The 15,919-nt window shown below is 67.1% G+C and carries 10 protein-coding genes and 1 tRNA gene; 9 read left to right on the top strand and 2 right to left on the bottom strand.

All coding sequences use genetic code 11. The features are described from left to right. The first annotated feature begins 123 nt into the window (after positions 1-123). The 8 genes from infB to OL599_RS08920 all read left to right on the top strand — a co-directional run bounded on the left by infB (position 124) and on the right by OL599_RS08920 (position 9,659). A complete protein-coding gene (infB, locus tag OL599_RS08955; RefSeq protein ID WP_264713354.1) occupies positions 124-2,790 on the top strand; it encodes a translation initiation factor IF-2 in 2,667 nt (888 codons plus the stop codon). Beyond that, positions 2,787-3,191: a 30S ribosome-binding factor RbfA gene (rbfA, locus tag OL599_RS08950; protein WP_264713353.1), complete on the top strand. Its 405-nt coding sequence runs from the start codon at positions 2,787-2,789 to the stop codon at positions 3,189-3,191. The genes infB and rbfA overlap by 4 nt, the downstream gene beginning before the upstream one ends. 13 nt (positions 3,192-3,204) lie before the next feature. Then, complete coding sequence (gene truB, locus OL599_RS08945; RefSeq protein ID WP_264713352.1) at positions 3,205-4,131, top strand: tRNA pseudouridine(55) synthase TruB; 927 nt, start codon at positions 3,205-3,207, stop codon at positions 4,129-4,131. Positions 4,132-4,169: 38 nt separating this feature from the next. Further along, on the top strand, positions 4,170-4,439 hold the full coding sequence (rpsO, locus tag OL599_RS08940; RefSeq protein WP_264713351.1) for a 30S ribosomal protein S15: 270 nt from the start codon (positions 4,170-4,172) through the stop codon (positions 4,437-4,439). A 343-nt stretch (positions 4,440-4,782) separates the two neighbouring features. After that, entirely contained in the window at positions 4,783-7,002 is a 2,220-nt protein-coding gene (gene pnp, locus OL599_RS08935; RefSeq protein WP_264713349.1) for a polyribonucleotide nucleotidyltransferase, read from the top strand. A 137-nt stretch (positions 7,003-7,139) separates the two neighbouring features. Further along, positions 7,140-8,552, top strand: a complete 1,413-nt coding sequence (locus OL599_RS08930) for an NAD(P)H-dependent flavin oxidoreductase (RefSeq protein WP_264713348.1) — start codon at positions 7,140-7,142, stop codon at positions 8,550-8,552. Between the two features lie 88 nt (positions 8,553-8,640). Continuing rightward, positions 8,641-9,492: a division plane positioning ATPase MipZ gene (locus tag OL599_RS08925; protein WP_264713347.1), complete on the top strand. Its 852-nt coding sequence runs from the start codon at positions 8,641-8,643 to the stop codon at positions 9,490-9,492. A gap of 92 nt (positions 9,493-9,584) precedes the next feature. Then, positions 9,585-9,659, top strand: a tRNA-Thr gene (locus OL599_RS08920). A gap of 233 nt (positions 9,660-9,892) precedes the next feature. Here the strand turns inward: OL599_RS08920 and OL599_RS08915 are convergent. Next, positions 9,893-10,375, bottom strand: a complete 483-nt coding sequence (locus OL599_RS08915) for a hypothetical protein (RefSeq protein WP_264713346.1) — start codon at positions 10,373-10,375, stop codon at positions 9,893-9,895. Positions 10,376-10,797: 422 nt separating this feature from the next. Here OL599_RS08915 and OL599_RS08910 point away from each other — a divergent pair, with 422 nt between their 5' ends. Next, a complete protein-coding gene (locus OL599_RS08910; RefSeq protein ID WP_264713345.1) occupies positions 10,798-11,004 on the top strand; it encodes a hypothetical protein in 207 nt (68 codons plus the stop codon). Positions 11,005-11,237: 233 nt separating this feature from the next. Here the strand turns inward: OL599_RS08910 and OL599_RS08905 are convergent, their stop codons facing one another. Continuing rightward, positions 11,238-15,908, bottom strand: a complete 4,671-nt coding sequence (locus OL599_RS08905; protein WP_264713344.1) for a hypothetical protein — start codon at positions 15,906-15,908, stop codon at positions 11,238-11,240. Between the last annotated feature and the right edge of the window lie 11 nt (positions 15,909-15,919).

Below are 15,919 nucleotides of genomic sequence, written 5' to 3'. Positions count from 1 at the left end.
AACGGCGCGGCACGTCGCCGCGAAAGGACTTCACCGCCCGGCCATGGCGGGCGGATTGGCGATCCTCCGGGGCATCCGGACGGGTCAGGTGCCAGAAATGCGGATGAAGGTGCAGGCGAGTAGATGAGCGAAGGCAACGATCAGGACGCGGGCAAGAGCCGGCTTTCACTGCGGCCAGCGGGCCGTCTGGAACTTGGCCGCACCGTGGATGCCGGATCCGTACGACAGAGTTTCAGCCACGGCCGGTCCAAGGTGGTGCAGGTGGAGGTGCGCAAGAAGCGTGCGCCCGGCCCGACCCCTGCCTCCGCGGCCCCTGCCCCCGTGGCGCCGCCGATCGGCGGTGGCGCCCCTGCGGCGCGCCCGCCCAGCACGGTGGGCCGCCCGCCCGCCGGCGCCGGCCGTGCGCTGACGCAGACCGAACTGGCCGCCCGTCAGCGTGCGTTGCTGGAGCAGCAGCGCGACGCCGCGCGGCGCGAGGCCGAACGACGCGAACAGGAAAAGATTTCGATCCTCTCCGCCGCCGAGGAAGCGCGGCGCCGTGAGGAGGAGGCCCGCAAGGCCGCCGAAGAGGAAGCCCGTCGCAAGATCGAGGAAGAAGCCAAGGCCCGCGCCGAGGAAGAGGCCCGCAAGGCCGCCGAGGCAGCCGAGGCGGTGGCGCGTGCCGCTCCCGCGGCTCCGCGCACCGGCGCCGAGGAACCGCGCCGCCCGGCCCGCCCCGCTCCCGGGACCCCGCCGGCGACGCCGCCGGGCGAGACACTGCGCCTGAAGCCGGCGCGCGCCGCCGAAGAGGACGAAGAGGCCCGCCCGGCCCGCCGCCCCGGCGGCGGTGGCGCCGCCCTGCCCGCGCGCAAGCCACAGGTCGCTACCCCCAAGAAGGGCGTGGACGACCGTCGCCGTGCCGGCAGGATCGACGTGCAGGCCGCGATCGAGGGCGAGGACGACCGCGTCCGCAGCCTCGCGTCGGTGCGCCGTCAGCGTGAACGTGAGCGCCGTCAGGCGGAACTGGAGCGGTTGCGCTCCGATCAGGTGAAAGTCGTGCGCGAAGTCGTTCTCCCGGACAACATCACGGTCCAGGAGCTGGCCAACCGTATGGCCGCCCGTGCGCCCGAGGTGATCAAGGCCCTGATGAAGCTCGGCGTGATGGCCACCATCACCCAGAGCCTCGATGCCGACACCGCCGAGCTGGTGGTGCAGGAATTCGGCCACCGCGTGAAGCGCGTGTCCGAGGACGACGTGGAGCTGGGCCTGGTCGGCGCGGTCGACGTCGAGACCGAGCTGCAGCCGCGCCCGCCGGTCGTGACGGTCATGGGCCATGTCGACCACGGCAAGACCTCGCTGCTCGATGCCCTGCGCGCCACCGATGTCGCGGCCGGCGAGGCCGGCGGCATCACCCAGCATATCGGCGCCTACCAGGTGAAGCTGGGCACCGGCGAGCGGATCACCTTCATCGACACGCCGGGCCACGAAGCGTTCACGGCGATGCGTTCGCGCGGCGCCAGCGTGACCGACATCGTGGTGCTGGTGGTGGCGGCCGATGACGGCGTGATGCCGCAGACCGTGGAAGCGATCCGCCACGCCAAGGCAGCGAATGCGCCGCTGATCATTGCCATCAACAAGATGGACAAGGCGGACGCCAACCCGAATCGGGTGCGCCAGGAGTTGCTGCAGTACGAGGTCGTCGTCGAGGAGATGGGCGGCGAGACGCAGGACGTGGAGGTTTCCGCGACCAAGCGCACCGGTCTCGACAAGCTGCAGGAAGCGATCCTGCTGCAGGCCGAGATCCTGGACCTGAAGGCGAACCCCGACCGCCCGGCCGAAGGCTCGGTGATCGAAAGCCGGCTGGACCGCGGCCGCGGCCCGGTGGCCACGGTGCTGGTGCAGAAGGGCACCCTCAAGCAGGGCGACATCGTTGTCGCCGGCGCCGAATGGGGCCGCGTGCGCGCCATGCTCGACGACAAGGGCCGCCAGCTGAAGGACGCGGGCCCGTCCGCGCCGGTCGAGATCCTCGGCCTGGCCGGCGTGCCCACCGCGGGCGAGCCGTTCGTGGTCGTGGACAGCGAAAGCCGCGCCCGCGAGATCAGCGAGTTCCGCCAGCGCAAGCTGCGCGACAAGGCGGCCGGCGTGATGACCGCCGCGCGCGGCACCCTCGACCAGATGCTGGCCCGCATCCAGGCCGGCGAGCAGAAAGAGGTGGCGGTCGTCATCAAGGCCGACGTGCAGGGCAGCAGCGAGGCCATCCAGGCCACCGTGCTGAAGCTGGCGCATGAGGAAGTGAAGGTGCGCGTGCTGCTGTCGGGCGTCGGCCAGATCACCGAGAGCGACGTGCAGCTTGCCAAGGCGTCCAACGCGGTGATCGTGGCGTTCAATGTGCGCGCCACCAGCCAGGCGCGTGACCTGGCGCAGCGCGAGAACGTCGATATCCGCTACTACAGCATCATCTACGACGTCGCCGACGACATCGAGAAGCTGATCAAGGGCAAGGTCGCGCCGAAGGCCCGCGAGAAGTTCCTGGGCTACGCCGAGATCCGCAAGGTGTTCGAGATCACCAAGGCCGGCAAGGTCGCCGGCTGCATGGTCACGGAAGGTGTGGTCCGGCGTGGCGCCGGCGTGCGCCTGCTGCGCGACGGCGTGGTGATCCATTCCGGCGACCTGACCCAGCTCAAGCGCTTCAAGGACGATGTCAAGGAAGTGGCCCGCGGCTACGAGTGCGGCCTGTCCTTCGCCAACTTCAGCGACATCAAGGAAGGCGACGTGGTCGAGTGCTTCGAGATCGAGATGGTGCCGGGTTGAAGCACGGCACCACGCATCACGCGGCCAAGGCACCCAGCCAGCGGCAGCTGCGCGTGGCGGAAGAGATCCGCCACGTGCTCGCCGGGGTGTTCCTGCGCGGCGAGATCCGCGATCCGGAGCTCGCCGACGTGCAGATCACCGTCACCGAAGTGCGTATCGGGCCGGACCTGAAGCGGGCGACCGCGTTCGTGACCCGGCTGGGCCGGTCCGACATTGCCGACAAGCTGCCGGCGCTGCGCCGGGCCGCGCCGTTCCTGCGCGGCATCATCGCCCGCTCGTTGCGCCTTCGCGCCGCCCCCGACCTGTCGTTCCAGGCCGATACCAGCATCGACTACGCCATGCATGTCGATGCCCTGCTGCGTGCCCCCGAAGTGGCGCGCGACCTCGACAAATCCAACTAAAAGAACCCGCCAGATGCGCCATCGCCGCCCGCGCGGCCGTCCCCTGGACGGCTGGCTGATCGTTGACAAGCCGCAGGGACTGACCAGCACGGATGTGGTGAACCGCGTGCGCCGCTGGTTCGACGCGCAGAAGGCAGGCCATGGCGGCACACTGGACCCGCTGGCCACCGGCCTGCTGCCGATCGCCTTCGGTGCCGCGACCAAGACCGTGCCCTACGTGATGGACGGCACCAAGGTCTACCGCTTCACCCTGCGCCTGGGCGATGCGCGCGACACCGACGACGCCGACGGCAAGACCACGGCGACCTCGGACGTGCGCCCCACCGACGAACAGATCCGCGCCGCCCTGCCCGCCTTCCTGGGCGACATCATGCAGGTGCCGCCGGCGTTCTCGGCCATCAAGGTGGCGGGCGAGCGGGCCTATGACCTGGCCCGCGCCGGCGCGCCGCCGGTGCTGGAGCCCCGCCCGGCCCGGGTAGACCGCTTCGAGCTGATCGAGCGCCCGGACGCCGATACGGCGGTGTTCGAGGTGCAGTCGGGCAAGGGCGTCTATATGCGCAGCCTGGCCCGCGACATCGCCATCGCCTGCGGCACGGTGGGCCACGTGGCGGCGCTGCGCCGCCTGCGCGTGGGCCCGTTCACCGAAGCGCAGGCGATTATGCTGGACAAACTGCACCGGGCGGAGGATACCCCGCCCGTTTCCCCGGACTTCCTGCTTCCGGTCGCGACCGCGCTGGCCGACATCCCGGCGCTGGCCTTGACCGAGGCGGAAGCCTTCGGCCTCTCGCATGGCCAGGCGATCAGCCTGGTCACGTTGATGGGCCGCATTCCACGGGCGGCCGATCCCGATGGCGGATTGGCCCGCGCCATGGCGGGGGACCGCGTGATCGGGCTGTGCCGTCTGCAGGACGGCATGCTGAAGCCCGAACGGCTGCTGTAGCCCGCGCGCCGCTTCAACCCGAACCAGGAGTACATCCGATGTCGATCACCGCGGAGCGCCGCACGGCGCTCATTGGCGAACACGCCACGCAGCCGGGCGACACCGGCAGCCCCGAGGTCCAGGTGGCCCTGCTCTCCGAGCGGATCAGCAACCTGACCGAACATCTCAAGACGCACGCCAAGGATTTCCACAGCCGCCGTGGCCTGCTGATGTTGGTGGGCCGTCGCCGCCGCCTGCTGGACTATCTGAAGAAGAAGGACCGGGGCCGTTACGAAGCCCTGATCGGGCGCCTGAACCTGCGCCGCTAGCAATGGTTTTGCCGGAGGCCGCCCCTATATGACGGTCTCCGGCGCGTCCCCGCGCCATGGTGGTGCGGGGTAACGCCGAAGCCGGGGCATCCGCCCCGGTCGCCGCGGCAGCGGCGGGATGACAGACGGCCGATCCGGCACCCCCGGCTGAAGAGGGGAGTTGCGACGGCGCCTCCGGCCACATGGTCGTGGCCCGTGCCAGGCACGGACCACACCGCGGCTGTATCCCGGCCTCGTCGGGTGCAGTCCGCCCCATGCCGCCCGAGACGCCGTCTCCCGCACCGGAAGTTACGGATCGCCCCTGATCGCCCGCCACGTCGCGCAGCCACAAGGGACTGACGTGATGTTCAACTACTTCCGCAAGGAACTCGACTGGGGCGGGCGCAAGCTCGTTCTCGAGACCGGCAAGATCGCCCGCCAGGCCGACGGCGCCGTGATGGTCAGCTATGGCGACACCATCGTGCTGTGCACGGCGGTCGGCGCCAAGACCGCCAAGCCGGGCCAGGATTTCTTCCCGCTGACCGTGAACTACCAGGAGAAGACCTTCGCCGCCGGCAAGATCCCGGGCGGGTTCTTCAAGCGCGAAGGGCGCCCGACCGAGAAGGAGACCCTGGTCTCGCGCCTGATCGACCGGCCGATCCGTCCGCTGTTCCCGCAGGGGTTCCGCAACGAGGTCCAGGTGATCGCCACGGTGCTGAGCCATGACCTGGAGAACGACCCCGACGTCGTCGCCATGATCGGCTGCTCGGCGGCGCTGACGCTGTCCGGCATTCCGTTCTTCGGCCCGGTGGGCGCGGCGCGCGTGGCCTATATCGATGGCCAGTACGTGCTGAACCCGACCGCCGACCAGCTTGAGAATACGAAGCTGGACCTGGTGGTCGCGGGCACCACCGAAGGCGTGCTGATGGTGGAGTCCGAGGCGCAGGAACTGGCCGAGGACGTGATGCTCGGCGCCGTGACCTTCGGCCACGCCCATTTCCAGCCGGTGATCCAGGCGATCATCGAGCTCGCCGAAGCGGCCGCGAAGGAGCCCTGGGCGCTGCCCGAGCCCTCCGAGGAGGAGAAGGCCCTGGCCGCGCGCGTGGACGCGCTGGCGCGCGCCCCGCTGACCGCGGCCTACCAGCAGCCGCAGAAGCAGGTCCGCCAGGAGATGGTCTCGGCCGCCAAGAAGGCCGCTGCCGCGGCACTCGCCGCCGAGGGTCTGGAGCCCGAGAAGGCGAAGGGACTGTTCAAGGAGCTGGAGGCGGACATCGTCCGCAACGCCATCCTGGACACCGGCCTGCGCATCGACGGCCGCGACACCAGGACCGTGCGCCCGATCGTGGCCGAGGTGGGCGTGCTGCCGCGCGCCCATGGCAGCGCCCTGTTCACCCGCGGCGAGACGCAGGCGCTGTGCGTGCTGACGCTGGGCACCGCGCAGGACGAGCAGGTGATCGACGCGCTCGAAGGCGAGTACCGCGAGCATTTCATGCTGCACTACAACTTCCCCCCCTACTCCGTGGGTGAAGCCGGCCGCATGGGCAGCCCTGGCCGCCGCGAGATCGGCCACGGCAAGCTGGCCTGGCGCGCCGTGCATCCGCTGCTGCCGGCCAAGGACAAGTTTCCGTACACCCTGCGCATCGTCAGCGAGATCACCGAGAGCAACGGCAGCTCGTCCATGGCGACGGTCTGCGGCAGCTCGCTTGCGCTGATGGACGCCGGGGTGCCGCTGCTGCGCCCGGTGGCCGGCATCGCCATGGGCCTGATCAAGGAAGACCGCGGCTACGCCGTGCTGTCCGACATCCTCGGCGACGAGGACCACCTGGGCGACATGGACTTCAAGGTGGCGGGCACCGAGGTCGGCGTGACCAGCCTGCAGATGGACATCAAGATCACGTCCATCACGCCGGAGATCATGCAGGTGGCCCTGGGCCAGGCACGCGACGGCCGTCTGCACATCCTGGGCGAGATGGCCAAGGCCATCACCGGGGCGCGCGACGACGTGGCCGCCACGGCGCCGCGGATCACCGTGATCAATATCCCCAAGGAGAAGATCCGCGACGTGATCGGCACCGGCGGCAAGGTGATCCGCGAGATCGTCGAGCAGACCGGGGCGAAGATCGACATCGAGGACGACGGCACCATCAAGATCGCGTCCAGCGAGGCGGAGAAGGCGCAGGCCGCGATCGACTGGATCCGCGGCATCGTGGCCGAGCCGGAGATTGGCGTGATCTATACCGGCAAGGTGGTGAAAACCGCCGATTTCGGCGCTTTCGTGAACTTCCTGGGCTCGCGCGACGGCCTGGTGCACATCAGCGAGCTGACCCAGGGCCGCGTCAACAAGACCACCGACGTGGTCAATGTGGGCGACGCCGTGAAGGTGAAGGTGCTGGGCTTCGACGACCGCGGCAAGGTGAAGCTGTCCATGCGGGTGGTCGACCAGGCCACCGGCGAGGACATCACCGACAAGGTCGGCCCGAAATCCGGCGGCGGCCGTGAAGGTGGGCGCGAGGGCGGTCGGGACCGGGGCGACCGCGAGCGCGGCGACCGCCACCCCCGCGAGCCGGAAGCGGCCGCGGAGTAAGGATGGGGGGCGCCCGCGGCATTGATGCACGCGGGCGCCGTTTCCATTACAATTTGTGTGGTATTGGGCCGAAAGCCCGCCTCGGCCGGACCGGGTGGGCTGGTTCGGCCGATAGTGACGACGAGGCGTGGGGGACCATGAAGGCGATCAATGCGATCCGCATGGGCGGCGTGGACATCCTGCCGCTTGTCGAAGGTGGCAAGGGAGTTGCCATCTCCAACGGCATCACCTCCGGCCACTGGGCCGCGGGCGGTGGCGCCGGCACGCTCAGTGCCGTCAATGCCGACAACTATGACGAAAACGGCAAATATATTCCGCAGCTCTACCATGGCCGCACGCGACGCGAGCGGCATGAGGAGCTGGTGGCCTACGGCATCAACGGCGGCATCATCCAGGCCCAGCGGGCGCACGACATCGCCGGCGGCAAGGGGCGCATCCACGCCAACATCCTGTGGGAAATGGGCGGTGCGGAGCGTGTCGCGGCCGGGATTCTGGAAGGTGCCAAGGGCCTGATCCACGGCATCACCTGCGGTGCCGGCATGCCCTATCGCCTGTCCGACATCGCCGCGAAATTCAACGTCCACTACTACCCCATCGTCTCCTCGGGCCGCGCCTTCGCCGCGTTGTGGAAACGCGCCTATCACAAGGCCGCCTCCCTGCTGGGCGGCGTGGTCTATGAGGACCCGTGGCTGGCCGGCGGCCATAACGGCCTGTCCAACAGCGAAGATCCGACCAAGCCGGAAGACCCGTTCCCGCGCGTGCTGACGCTGCGCAAGCTGATGCGCGAGTTCGGCCTGGGCGAGACTCCGATCATCATGGCCGGCGGCGTGTGGTGGCTGGAGGAATGGGAGGACTGGATCGACAACCCCGATCTGGGCCCGATCGCCTTCCAGTTCGGCACCCGCCCGTTGCTGACCCAGGAGAGCCCGATCGGCAATGCCTGGAAGCGCCGCCTGCTGACGCTGAAGGAAGGGGACGTGTTCCTCAACCGGTTCAGCCCGACCGGCTTCTATTCCTCGGCAGTGAACAACAGCTTCATCCACGAGCTGCGTGACCGCAACGACCGCCAGGTGGCGTTCACCACCGAGGCGATCGGCGAGCACCAGGCGACATTCGGCGTGGGCCCGCGCAAGCGCACCGTCTATCTCACCCCCACTGACCTGCAGCGCGTACTGTCATGGGAGGCGGAGGGCTACACCGAGGCGCTGCGCACCCCGGACAGTACGTTGATCTTCGTGACCCCCGAGAAGGCGCAGGAAATCACCGCCGACCAGGTGGCCTGCATGGGCTGCCTCAGCACCTGCCGCTTCTCCAACTGGGCGCAGCACGAGCCGGACTATTCCAACGGCAAGAAGGCCGATCCACGCAGCTTCTGCATCCAGAAGACTCTGCAGGACATCGCCCACCGCGCCGACGATGAGGAGGCGGTGGAGCACAACCTGATGTTCTCCGGCCATAATGCCTACCGGTTCGCCTCCGACCCGTTCTACAGCAACGGCTTCATCCCCACCGTGCGCCAGCTGGTCGAGCGGATCCTGACGGGCAGGTAGGCCCCCGGCCGCCCGCCCGGCGATGGACGCAAGGCGGGCGGGTTGGCATAACGACCCCGGTCTGAATGCGTCGGGGGGCGGCATCGGGTTGGCCAGCGTCACGGTAGAGCAGCGCGCCCAGGTGATCGTCCTGGGCAACGAGAAGGGCGGGTCCGGCAAGTCGACCTGCGCCATGCATCTGATCGTTGGCCTGCTGCGCGACGGCTATCGCGTCGGCGCCATCGACCTGGATGCGCGCCAGGCCACTCTGACCGCCTATCTGGCGGCCCGCGAGGCGTTCGCTGCGGGGCGCGGCATCGCCCTGCCGCTGCCGCGCCGGGCGGCCGTGCATCGCAGCAACAACGATAGCCGCGCCGCCGCCGAGGCCGAGGAAAGCGAGCGCTTCGCGGCGGCGATGGGTGAGCTTGGCCGAAGCTGCGACATCGTGGTGATCGACTGCCCTGGATCGGACACGTTCCTCAGCCGCCTCGGTCACGCCCAGGCGGACACGCTGGTGACGCCGATCAACGACAGCTTCGTGGACTTCGCCATGCTGGCGAAGGTCGACCCCGAGAACCACGAGGTGGTGCATCCCAGCATCTACAGCGAGATGGTATGGGAGGCGCGCAAGCGGCGGTTCTCGCGCGATCGCGGGCGGATCGACTGGATCGTGATGCGCAACCGCCTGGGTGCCAGCGAGGCGCGCAACAAGCGCGACGTCGGCGCCGCGCTGGAGGCACTGGCCAAGCGGATCGGCTTCCGCACCGTGAAGGGATTCGGCGAACGGGTGATCTTCCGCGAGCTGTACCTGCAAGGCCTGACCCTGATGGATGTGAAGGAGGCCGGCCTCGGCATCCAGATGGGCATGAGCCATGTGGCCGCGCGGGCCGAGCTGCGCAGCCTGATCGGCGCGATCCGCAGGCCGCCGCCGAAGCAGCAAGTGTCTCCGCCGGCGGCATAGGCCGATCGGCGCAGTTGCGGTGGCGCCGAGGGGACGGTATATGGCCGCGATCGGCTGCACGGATGATCGCAGCCGGCCTGTGGTTCAGGCTAGCCGACGTAGCTCAGCGGTAGAGCAACTGATTCGTAATCAGTAGGTCCCCGGTTCAAATCCGGGCGTCGGCACCATTAAAATCAATATGTTGGCGGTCGAATCGCCGTGGCCGTCACGAAGGCGATCGGCTCGGGGCTTCAATGGGGCTTCATCTTCCGCCTGACTGAAGGGGCCAAGCACGATAATGCCGCCTCAAGAACACCCCTATGAGCACAATCCTGCCCGCACTGGCTACCGCCTGAACGTCTCCAGCAGCGCGGGGCGCTCCACCGTCGCCGTAATGGGACAGTGAGTGTATTGATCGGTATTAACGGGTCCGTTCCGCAGATGAAATCGGATCGGAGGCCGTATCGGTGCCGCGAACCTCTCTGCGGCTGGGTGCGCAACCGCGCTCAGGCGTTTCGGCCTGGTTGAGGGCTTCGGGCTTCGCCATTTCCTGTAGAAAGTCCATCAATTCTGCGCGGAGAGTTTGACGCCGCTCGATAACTGCTGGGTCGATGTCATCGTCGGGTGCGACCTTCGACTTGCCCCACGCCCGTTCATACACCTTGTCCGCGGCCATCAAGGCGACTCGCTCATCTTTGCTGTTCATCAACTCCACCATCCTGCGCGCCGCGGCTGGCGTGGCTTCACGGCAAATACGCTGGGCCTCTTGGTAAAGACCGCCCTTGCCTGCAGGGTTGCCGGACTGGCCCGGTTGGAACGGCCTGAGGGCACCCCGTCCATGCGGCGGGATCACATACCCCGGCTTCGCTGCGCGATTCACTGAACGCAGTGATTTGTCGCTCATGTACGTGCCTCTTTCTCAGTCCGAACAGTGATCAGATCGAATCAAAGAACCTTGTTATAGCGGACCCAGCCACGACACGCCCACGATCCAAATTTACTTACATCATGAAGTGCCTCGGGACGTAGTGTGACAATCAATACGGGACGCCGGAGTGCCTCGTCTGAAATTCTGCTGAAGGTCGTCCTGCTGCCTCATCTGATTTGTTACCCATCGAAGCTAAGTGGCGGGGTCAAAGATGAGGCGGGCCAGCATCGCGACACGGAACGAACTGCTAGCGGCGATCGCGCCGAACGGGGACGTATTTTGGACGAGTTAGTCGCCGTGACCAGCTTCCACCGGAAGCATGCAGCGCACTGCTCGGCGGCGGCCCGCCTTACCGGCGGCCCGATCCGTGCCCAGGCCGCCGCGTCTATGATGACGTAATGCGCAAGGCGCTCATCGTGATCGGGGAGGGACCCAATCAGATTTACGGCAAGTGGCTCAAGCAGCTGGTTCCCATTCTGGTCGAAGCGATGGAACGACACGGCCATATGCAACTCGCCTCCAAGGTGCGAAGGGGCCAGCCGCCGATCAACCCGGCGATCATCGGCCGTGCCATGCGTGAGATGAGAGGGCGATCGGGCGGTTGAACCCGCCGCCGCTCGTTACCTTCGGCCTCGGTGCGCCACAACGTGCCGATTCGCTCCTTTTCCGACTGGCAGGATCCGCCCCGGGTTCTTCGAAACCGATCTGGTGGCGCACTGCGGCCCAAGCGTGAGCGGCAGCTTTATCCAGACACTGGTGGTGACCGATATCGCCACCGCCTGGACAGAATACGCGCTGCTGCCCGTACGCAAGCAGGGATTACTGACGGAATTGATCGTCAGCTGATCGCCTTGCCCCATGGACCGACGCCATTCTGGACTGCGCGATGCAGAAAGCTCCTTTCAAGCGTGTCTTCGTGCTTTTGCATCGACCGAATGAGGCCATCGTAATTGATTATCGCATGCCTCATCTTCAGGCCATGGAACGCGTCCTTATTGCTAACCGCATCAGCGTCTCGCTGAACCCAGACCCAGGCGCGCCGATCCGCGGCTCGAACGAAAAGGATCCATGTGGCATAAGCAGTCTCGGCGTCCGGCGCGGCCAAATAGCGTCCCCACCAATAGTGGGCGCAGGCCTCCAAATAGCGAAAGCGCGCTGAGCGGTGCCTCAGATCATCGTATGACGTAGAAAGGGGACCGTCCGGCCAAGCCAGAGGCTGTGGCAGGGTATTTTCCGCGGTGAGACCTTCCAGAAACAGTGCCCGTTTCCGCCGCCAGGCGAACGGTGACGCCAAGTCCGCGGCAATCACGGCCGCCAGCCACTCGCCCTCGCCGTTCAGGCTGGCTGCGATCGCCAGGTCGAACAGATCCTTGTCGGTGCAGCTGTGCTCCAGACTCAATAGTTCTTCGCGCAAGGCGGCGAGCGCCGGGGTGGTCGGCGCCCGAAAGACCATGTGGATCATATCGTCGATCTTGGCCTCGCCGATGAAGCGGGTGCTTAGGGTGCGCTTCAGCCCGCGCCAGAGAAGGACGCCCCGGTCGGGGTCATGGCGCAAGAGCGCTTCGCAGAGCGCCAGGAAGGCCGACTCGGCGAGGATGACACGCCGGCGGAAGTCGGCGGTTTGCGTGGCAGCGCCCTGCAGCCAAAGATCTACGATGTCGGACGCGCAACGCAGGACCGGCACCATGTCCCCGGTGTCCAGGTTAGCGAGATAGAGGCTCGCCCCCGAGGCTCGCGCTCGGCGGATTCGTTCAACCGCCGTATCGTAAGAGCGGCGCCGAGCTTCAAGCTGCGCCTCCGCATCCATGGCACGCCGCAGGTTGCCCGCGGGATCATCGGGGTCCTGCTGCGCATCTATCGGTGTGACCGAGAAAACACAGGGGCCTGCGACCTCAAGCGTCCGGTCAATGGTCAGGAGGGCGCCAGGATCGGGCGCAACGAGGCCGTCGGCAGCGAGCACACTGCTCAGGATATCAGCCGCCAACCGCACTTCGGTGGGGTCTTCGCCGCGGGCGCGCGCCGCTTCCAGCAGCCGCCAGGGCGCCACGCTCGGCGCCACCTGATCGAAAGGTGTCGCAGCGGTCGCCTTGATGAGGGCCCCAGATCCGTAGTGGTTCACCCAGTAGTCCCCGCCCGGCGACCAAGACCAGCTTTGGGCCAGTAGGGAGCGGCCAAAGCGAGCACCGTCTGCGCTCGCCAGCGCCCGGAATGCCACTCCGTGAAGTTCACCCTCAGGTCCGTCGGCGATCGCCTTCAACCAGTTCCACAGAAGTTCACTTGTCTCGATCGGGGCTCCCTGCAGTAGGCAGATAAGATTGCTCCGCTGCGCCAGCGAGCCGGTCCGCCAACGTGCAAGCAGCGCTTCAGCCTCTTCCCGTGTCAACGGGTGTTGGATCCGGGCAACATCGAGAAGAATATGCTGGAGCTGGGCCTCCATCAGAGCCTCGACCTGGCGCGCTGCGCCCTCGGATTGAAGTTCGAGCAGCAGGAGCTGAGTGGAGGCGAACAGCTCGTTGTCACTCTGGAGTTCGCGCGATGACAATCGCAACGTGCGGGCCGCCGCCGCCTCGGCAGGGCCCGCGAGGATCAAGTGTTCGGCGGCTCTGATGGCGCGCCGATAACGAGACTCGGCGGGAACATCGGCCTGGGTGAGTTTCGCGCGCGTCATCTTGCCCAACTGCTCAGCCGCGCAGCGGGCCAAGGCCAGTTCGAAGATCTCAAAATTATGATCCTCGATCGTGACGCCGCCACCGTGGTCGAGCTTCGTGACGTCGAAGGACGCGGCGAGGGTCCGTACCTCGCCCACGAACGCCGCCGGCGGTTCGAAGTGCGGATCCAGCCAAAGCTCGCACGTTCGCTTGACCCGCCATAGCAGCGGCAGGCTCGTATCGCATAGCACTCTCTCCGCATGGCGTCGCTCCAGAGTGAAGACGCTGCGGCCCGGGTTCGGGAGGTAGTCGGTCTCGTATGTGAGTATGCGGTCGAGGCCGGGATCGAGCGCCGAGGCCGCGACGTCGTCGTCCTCTACGCCGGTCAGCCACAGCAGCAATGCGGCGGCCCTGGCTGGCAGGGCGCCGTTAATGCCGGGCTCGGTTGTCCGCGCTGCGACCGAGGCCGAGAGCGACCGCAGGGCTTCCGTCGTCTTCACCGGATCAACCTCGTTCAGTAGGCACAGCCATTTGAGGCCATCCCAGGCAGGGCTCCGGCCACCCGCAGCCAGAGCGACAGCCGCGGCTTCGAAGACCGGTAAGGCTCCTGCCAGGGGAAAACCTTCCAGGATCGACGGGACCGTCTGGGCAACCGCGCCGTCGGTCCGGTCCACCAGCATGAGATCGACACCCAGCACTCGAATCGGTCCCGAGTTGTCGATACCGACCCGATCCATAAATCGCGCGGCCCGGTGGCGTTCGATGTCTTCCGAGGTCCGATGGGCTGGCTGGACGTCGCGCGACACTTCGCTCAGCCATGCCCTGGACCGGGCGACGAGTTGGTCGAACACCTCACCAGGCTGCCGACGGATGGTCCGCAGAGCGTTGACCGCCCACAGGCGCGTCGAGGCCTGGGAGTAGTCGGCCGAGTGTTCGATCGCATCCAGCAGGGCGCCGGGCAGACGGACCGCCAGGCCAGCCAATTCCTGTCGGTGGGCATCAGTGAGGTTCTGCGTTTGGAGCCATGCGGTGACCAGGACCCCGGCCAGCGGCGTGGCGGCGGGTTCGCCCAGCTCCACCAGGATGGAGACGGACGCGCGCAGGATCTCCGCCCGCTCGTCGTAGCCGGCGATCGGGTCGAGCCACTGAGCCAGTTCCGCGTCGAGCTCATCAAAGTGCACGTTTCCACGCTCACCGAGTTGGGCCAACAGCGCCGCGCCCAGCGCATGGGCGACCACATTCGGTCTGAAGCGATGAACACCCCCCGGTCCTGGTGTCGTCAGCTGGCCATCGATGATGTCGCTGAGCCGGGCGAACACCTCGCCCTCGGACAAATCGGGCCGGCTGGCGGTTTCGGCCAGGGTTCTCATCGAGAAGTTGCGGGCTCCGTCTCGATAGCGCGTGGCGATCTCGCTGAGCCAGGCGCGCCAGTCCGCCTCACTGAAGGATGATCCGGACCGTTCGCCCCAGGCGTCGCGGCCATATTCCCAAAGCAGCCGGTGGAGGGTGACCTCGCCCGTCTCCACCAGGCGATCCTTCAGGCGAACCACCAGATTGAACAGGCGCGGCGTACGGGCCAGTTCCAGTAGGTCAGAATGGAGTTGGCCGCGCGTCAGGCCCTCGAGGGCAAGCCGCTGATCGAGTTCGCCGCCCGGCGCATCGTCATATACGCGGACCGGTGTCTCGGCGGGCTGGACGATCAGGCCGCGCAGGCGGCCGAGCTTGTCCTCAAAATGCAAATTGCGCGTGCTGACGATCACGCGGATCCGGCCTGCAAAAGGAGCGGCCTGCAGGGTCTTGAGGAGGCCGATCCAGGGGACGGACGGCTCCTGGTTCATCCCATCGAAGAAGACCGTCATCACCGGACCTTCTTCGGCCGGCCGTTTCAGGAGATGCTCCAGGCGTTGCAGCCAGTGTTCAACGTCGCGGACGCCGCCGGAGAGTTCATAGAGGCGCGCTGCCAGGAAGCGCTTAACTGAGAGTTCGGAAGTAGAGACTAGTTCCTTGGCGGCGGAGGAGGCGATCACCAGCACGATAGGTTGTGCGTCAGCACTGTCCACCAACCAGGCCAGTGTGGCCCAGGTCTTGCCCACGCCGTGTGGACCCAGCACAGTGGCGGGTGCATCGCCAGTAGCTGACCCCGACCACCAAGCATTGAGCGCCGACGAGACCGACGGTCGGGCGATCAGCTTGGCGGACGCCCCTGCGGCGTTCTGATTTAGCGCGGCCGCCGAGGCCCGTGGAGACGTCCAAATATTCTGAAGCTGGCCGTGAGTCAGGGTGCGAAGGCTTTCAAAACCCAGGGTCCAAGCCTGGAAGTCGCGACGAAGGCGTTCGACAGCGTCGGCCGCGACGGCCTGCAGCGCGTGGGCGTGGCCGGCGGCCTTTGCGGAGAACAGCACTTCAACGAGGTCGGGAGCGAAGGCGCAGAGCGCCGCCAGAGCGGTGACGCCACTGCCCTTCCAATCGACTATGACGATCGGAACGCCAATCCTCAGCGCCTTCTGAGCCAGCATCTGCTCGAGTTGCTCGGGCGCTTCGCGGGTGGCTGCCAAGATCCAGGCCTCCAGGGCAGGATCACGGTCCAGCGCCTGGTCAACCTCGCCCAGTAGTTCGCGATCACTTAGGTCGGTCGTGTCCGCGTACTTCTTGCACTCGATGCGCAGGCGCCGGCCCTGACGCCCAGCAGTGCCCGCGTCGCCGCCGTGCTGGAAACTGGCCTTGGCCACGGCAACGCCGACCCCGAGCAGTCGACCGATGAGGGCGGCCACCAACTGTTCGAACTTTGCTGCCTGCTTTTCCTCCTGCAGCGCGGCCTTCAGGTTGGCCAGATGGATTAGGTCAGCGGGACTTAAGACCATGCAGCGCTCCA

Source organism: Limobrevibacterium gyesilva, from assembly GCF_025989185.1.
Taxonomy (GTDB): domain Bacteria; phylum Pseudomonadota; class Alphaproteobacteria; order Acetobacterales; family Acetobacteraceae; genus Limobrevibacterium; species Limobrevibacterium gyesilva.
This window is presented reverse-complemented; position numbering and strand designations above follow the sequence as displayed.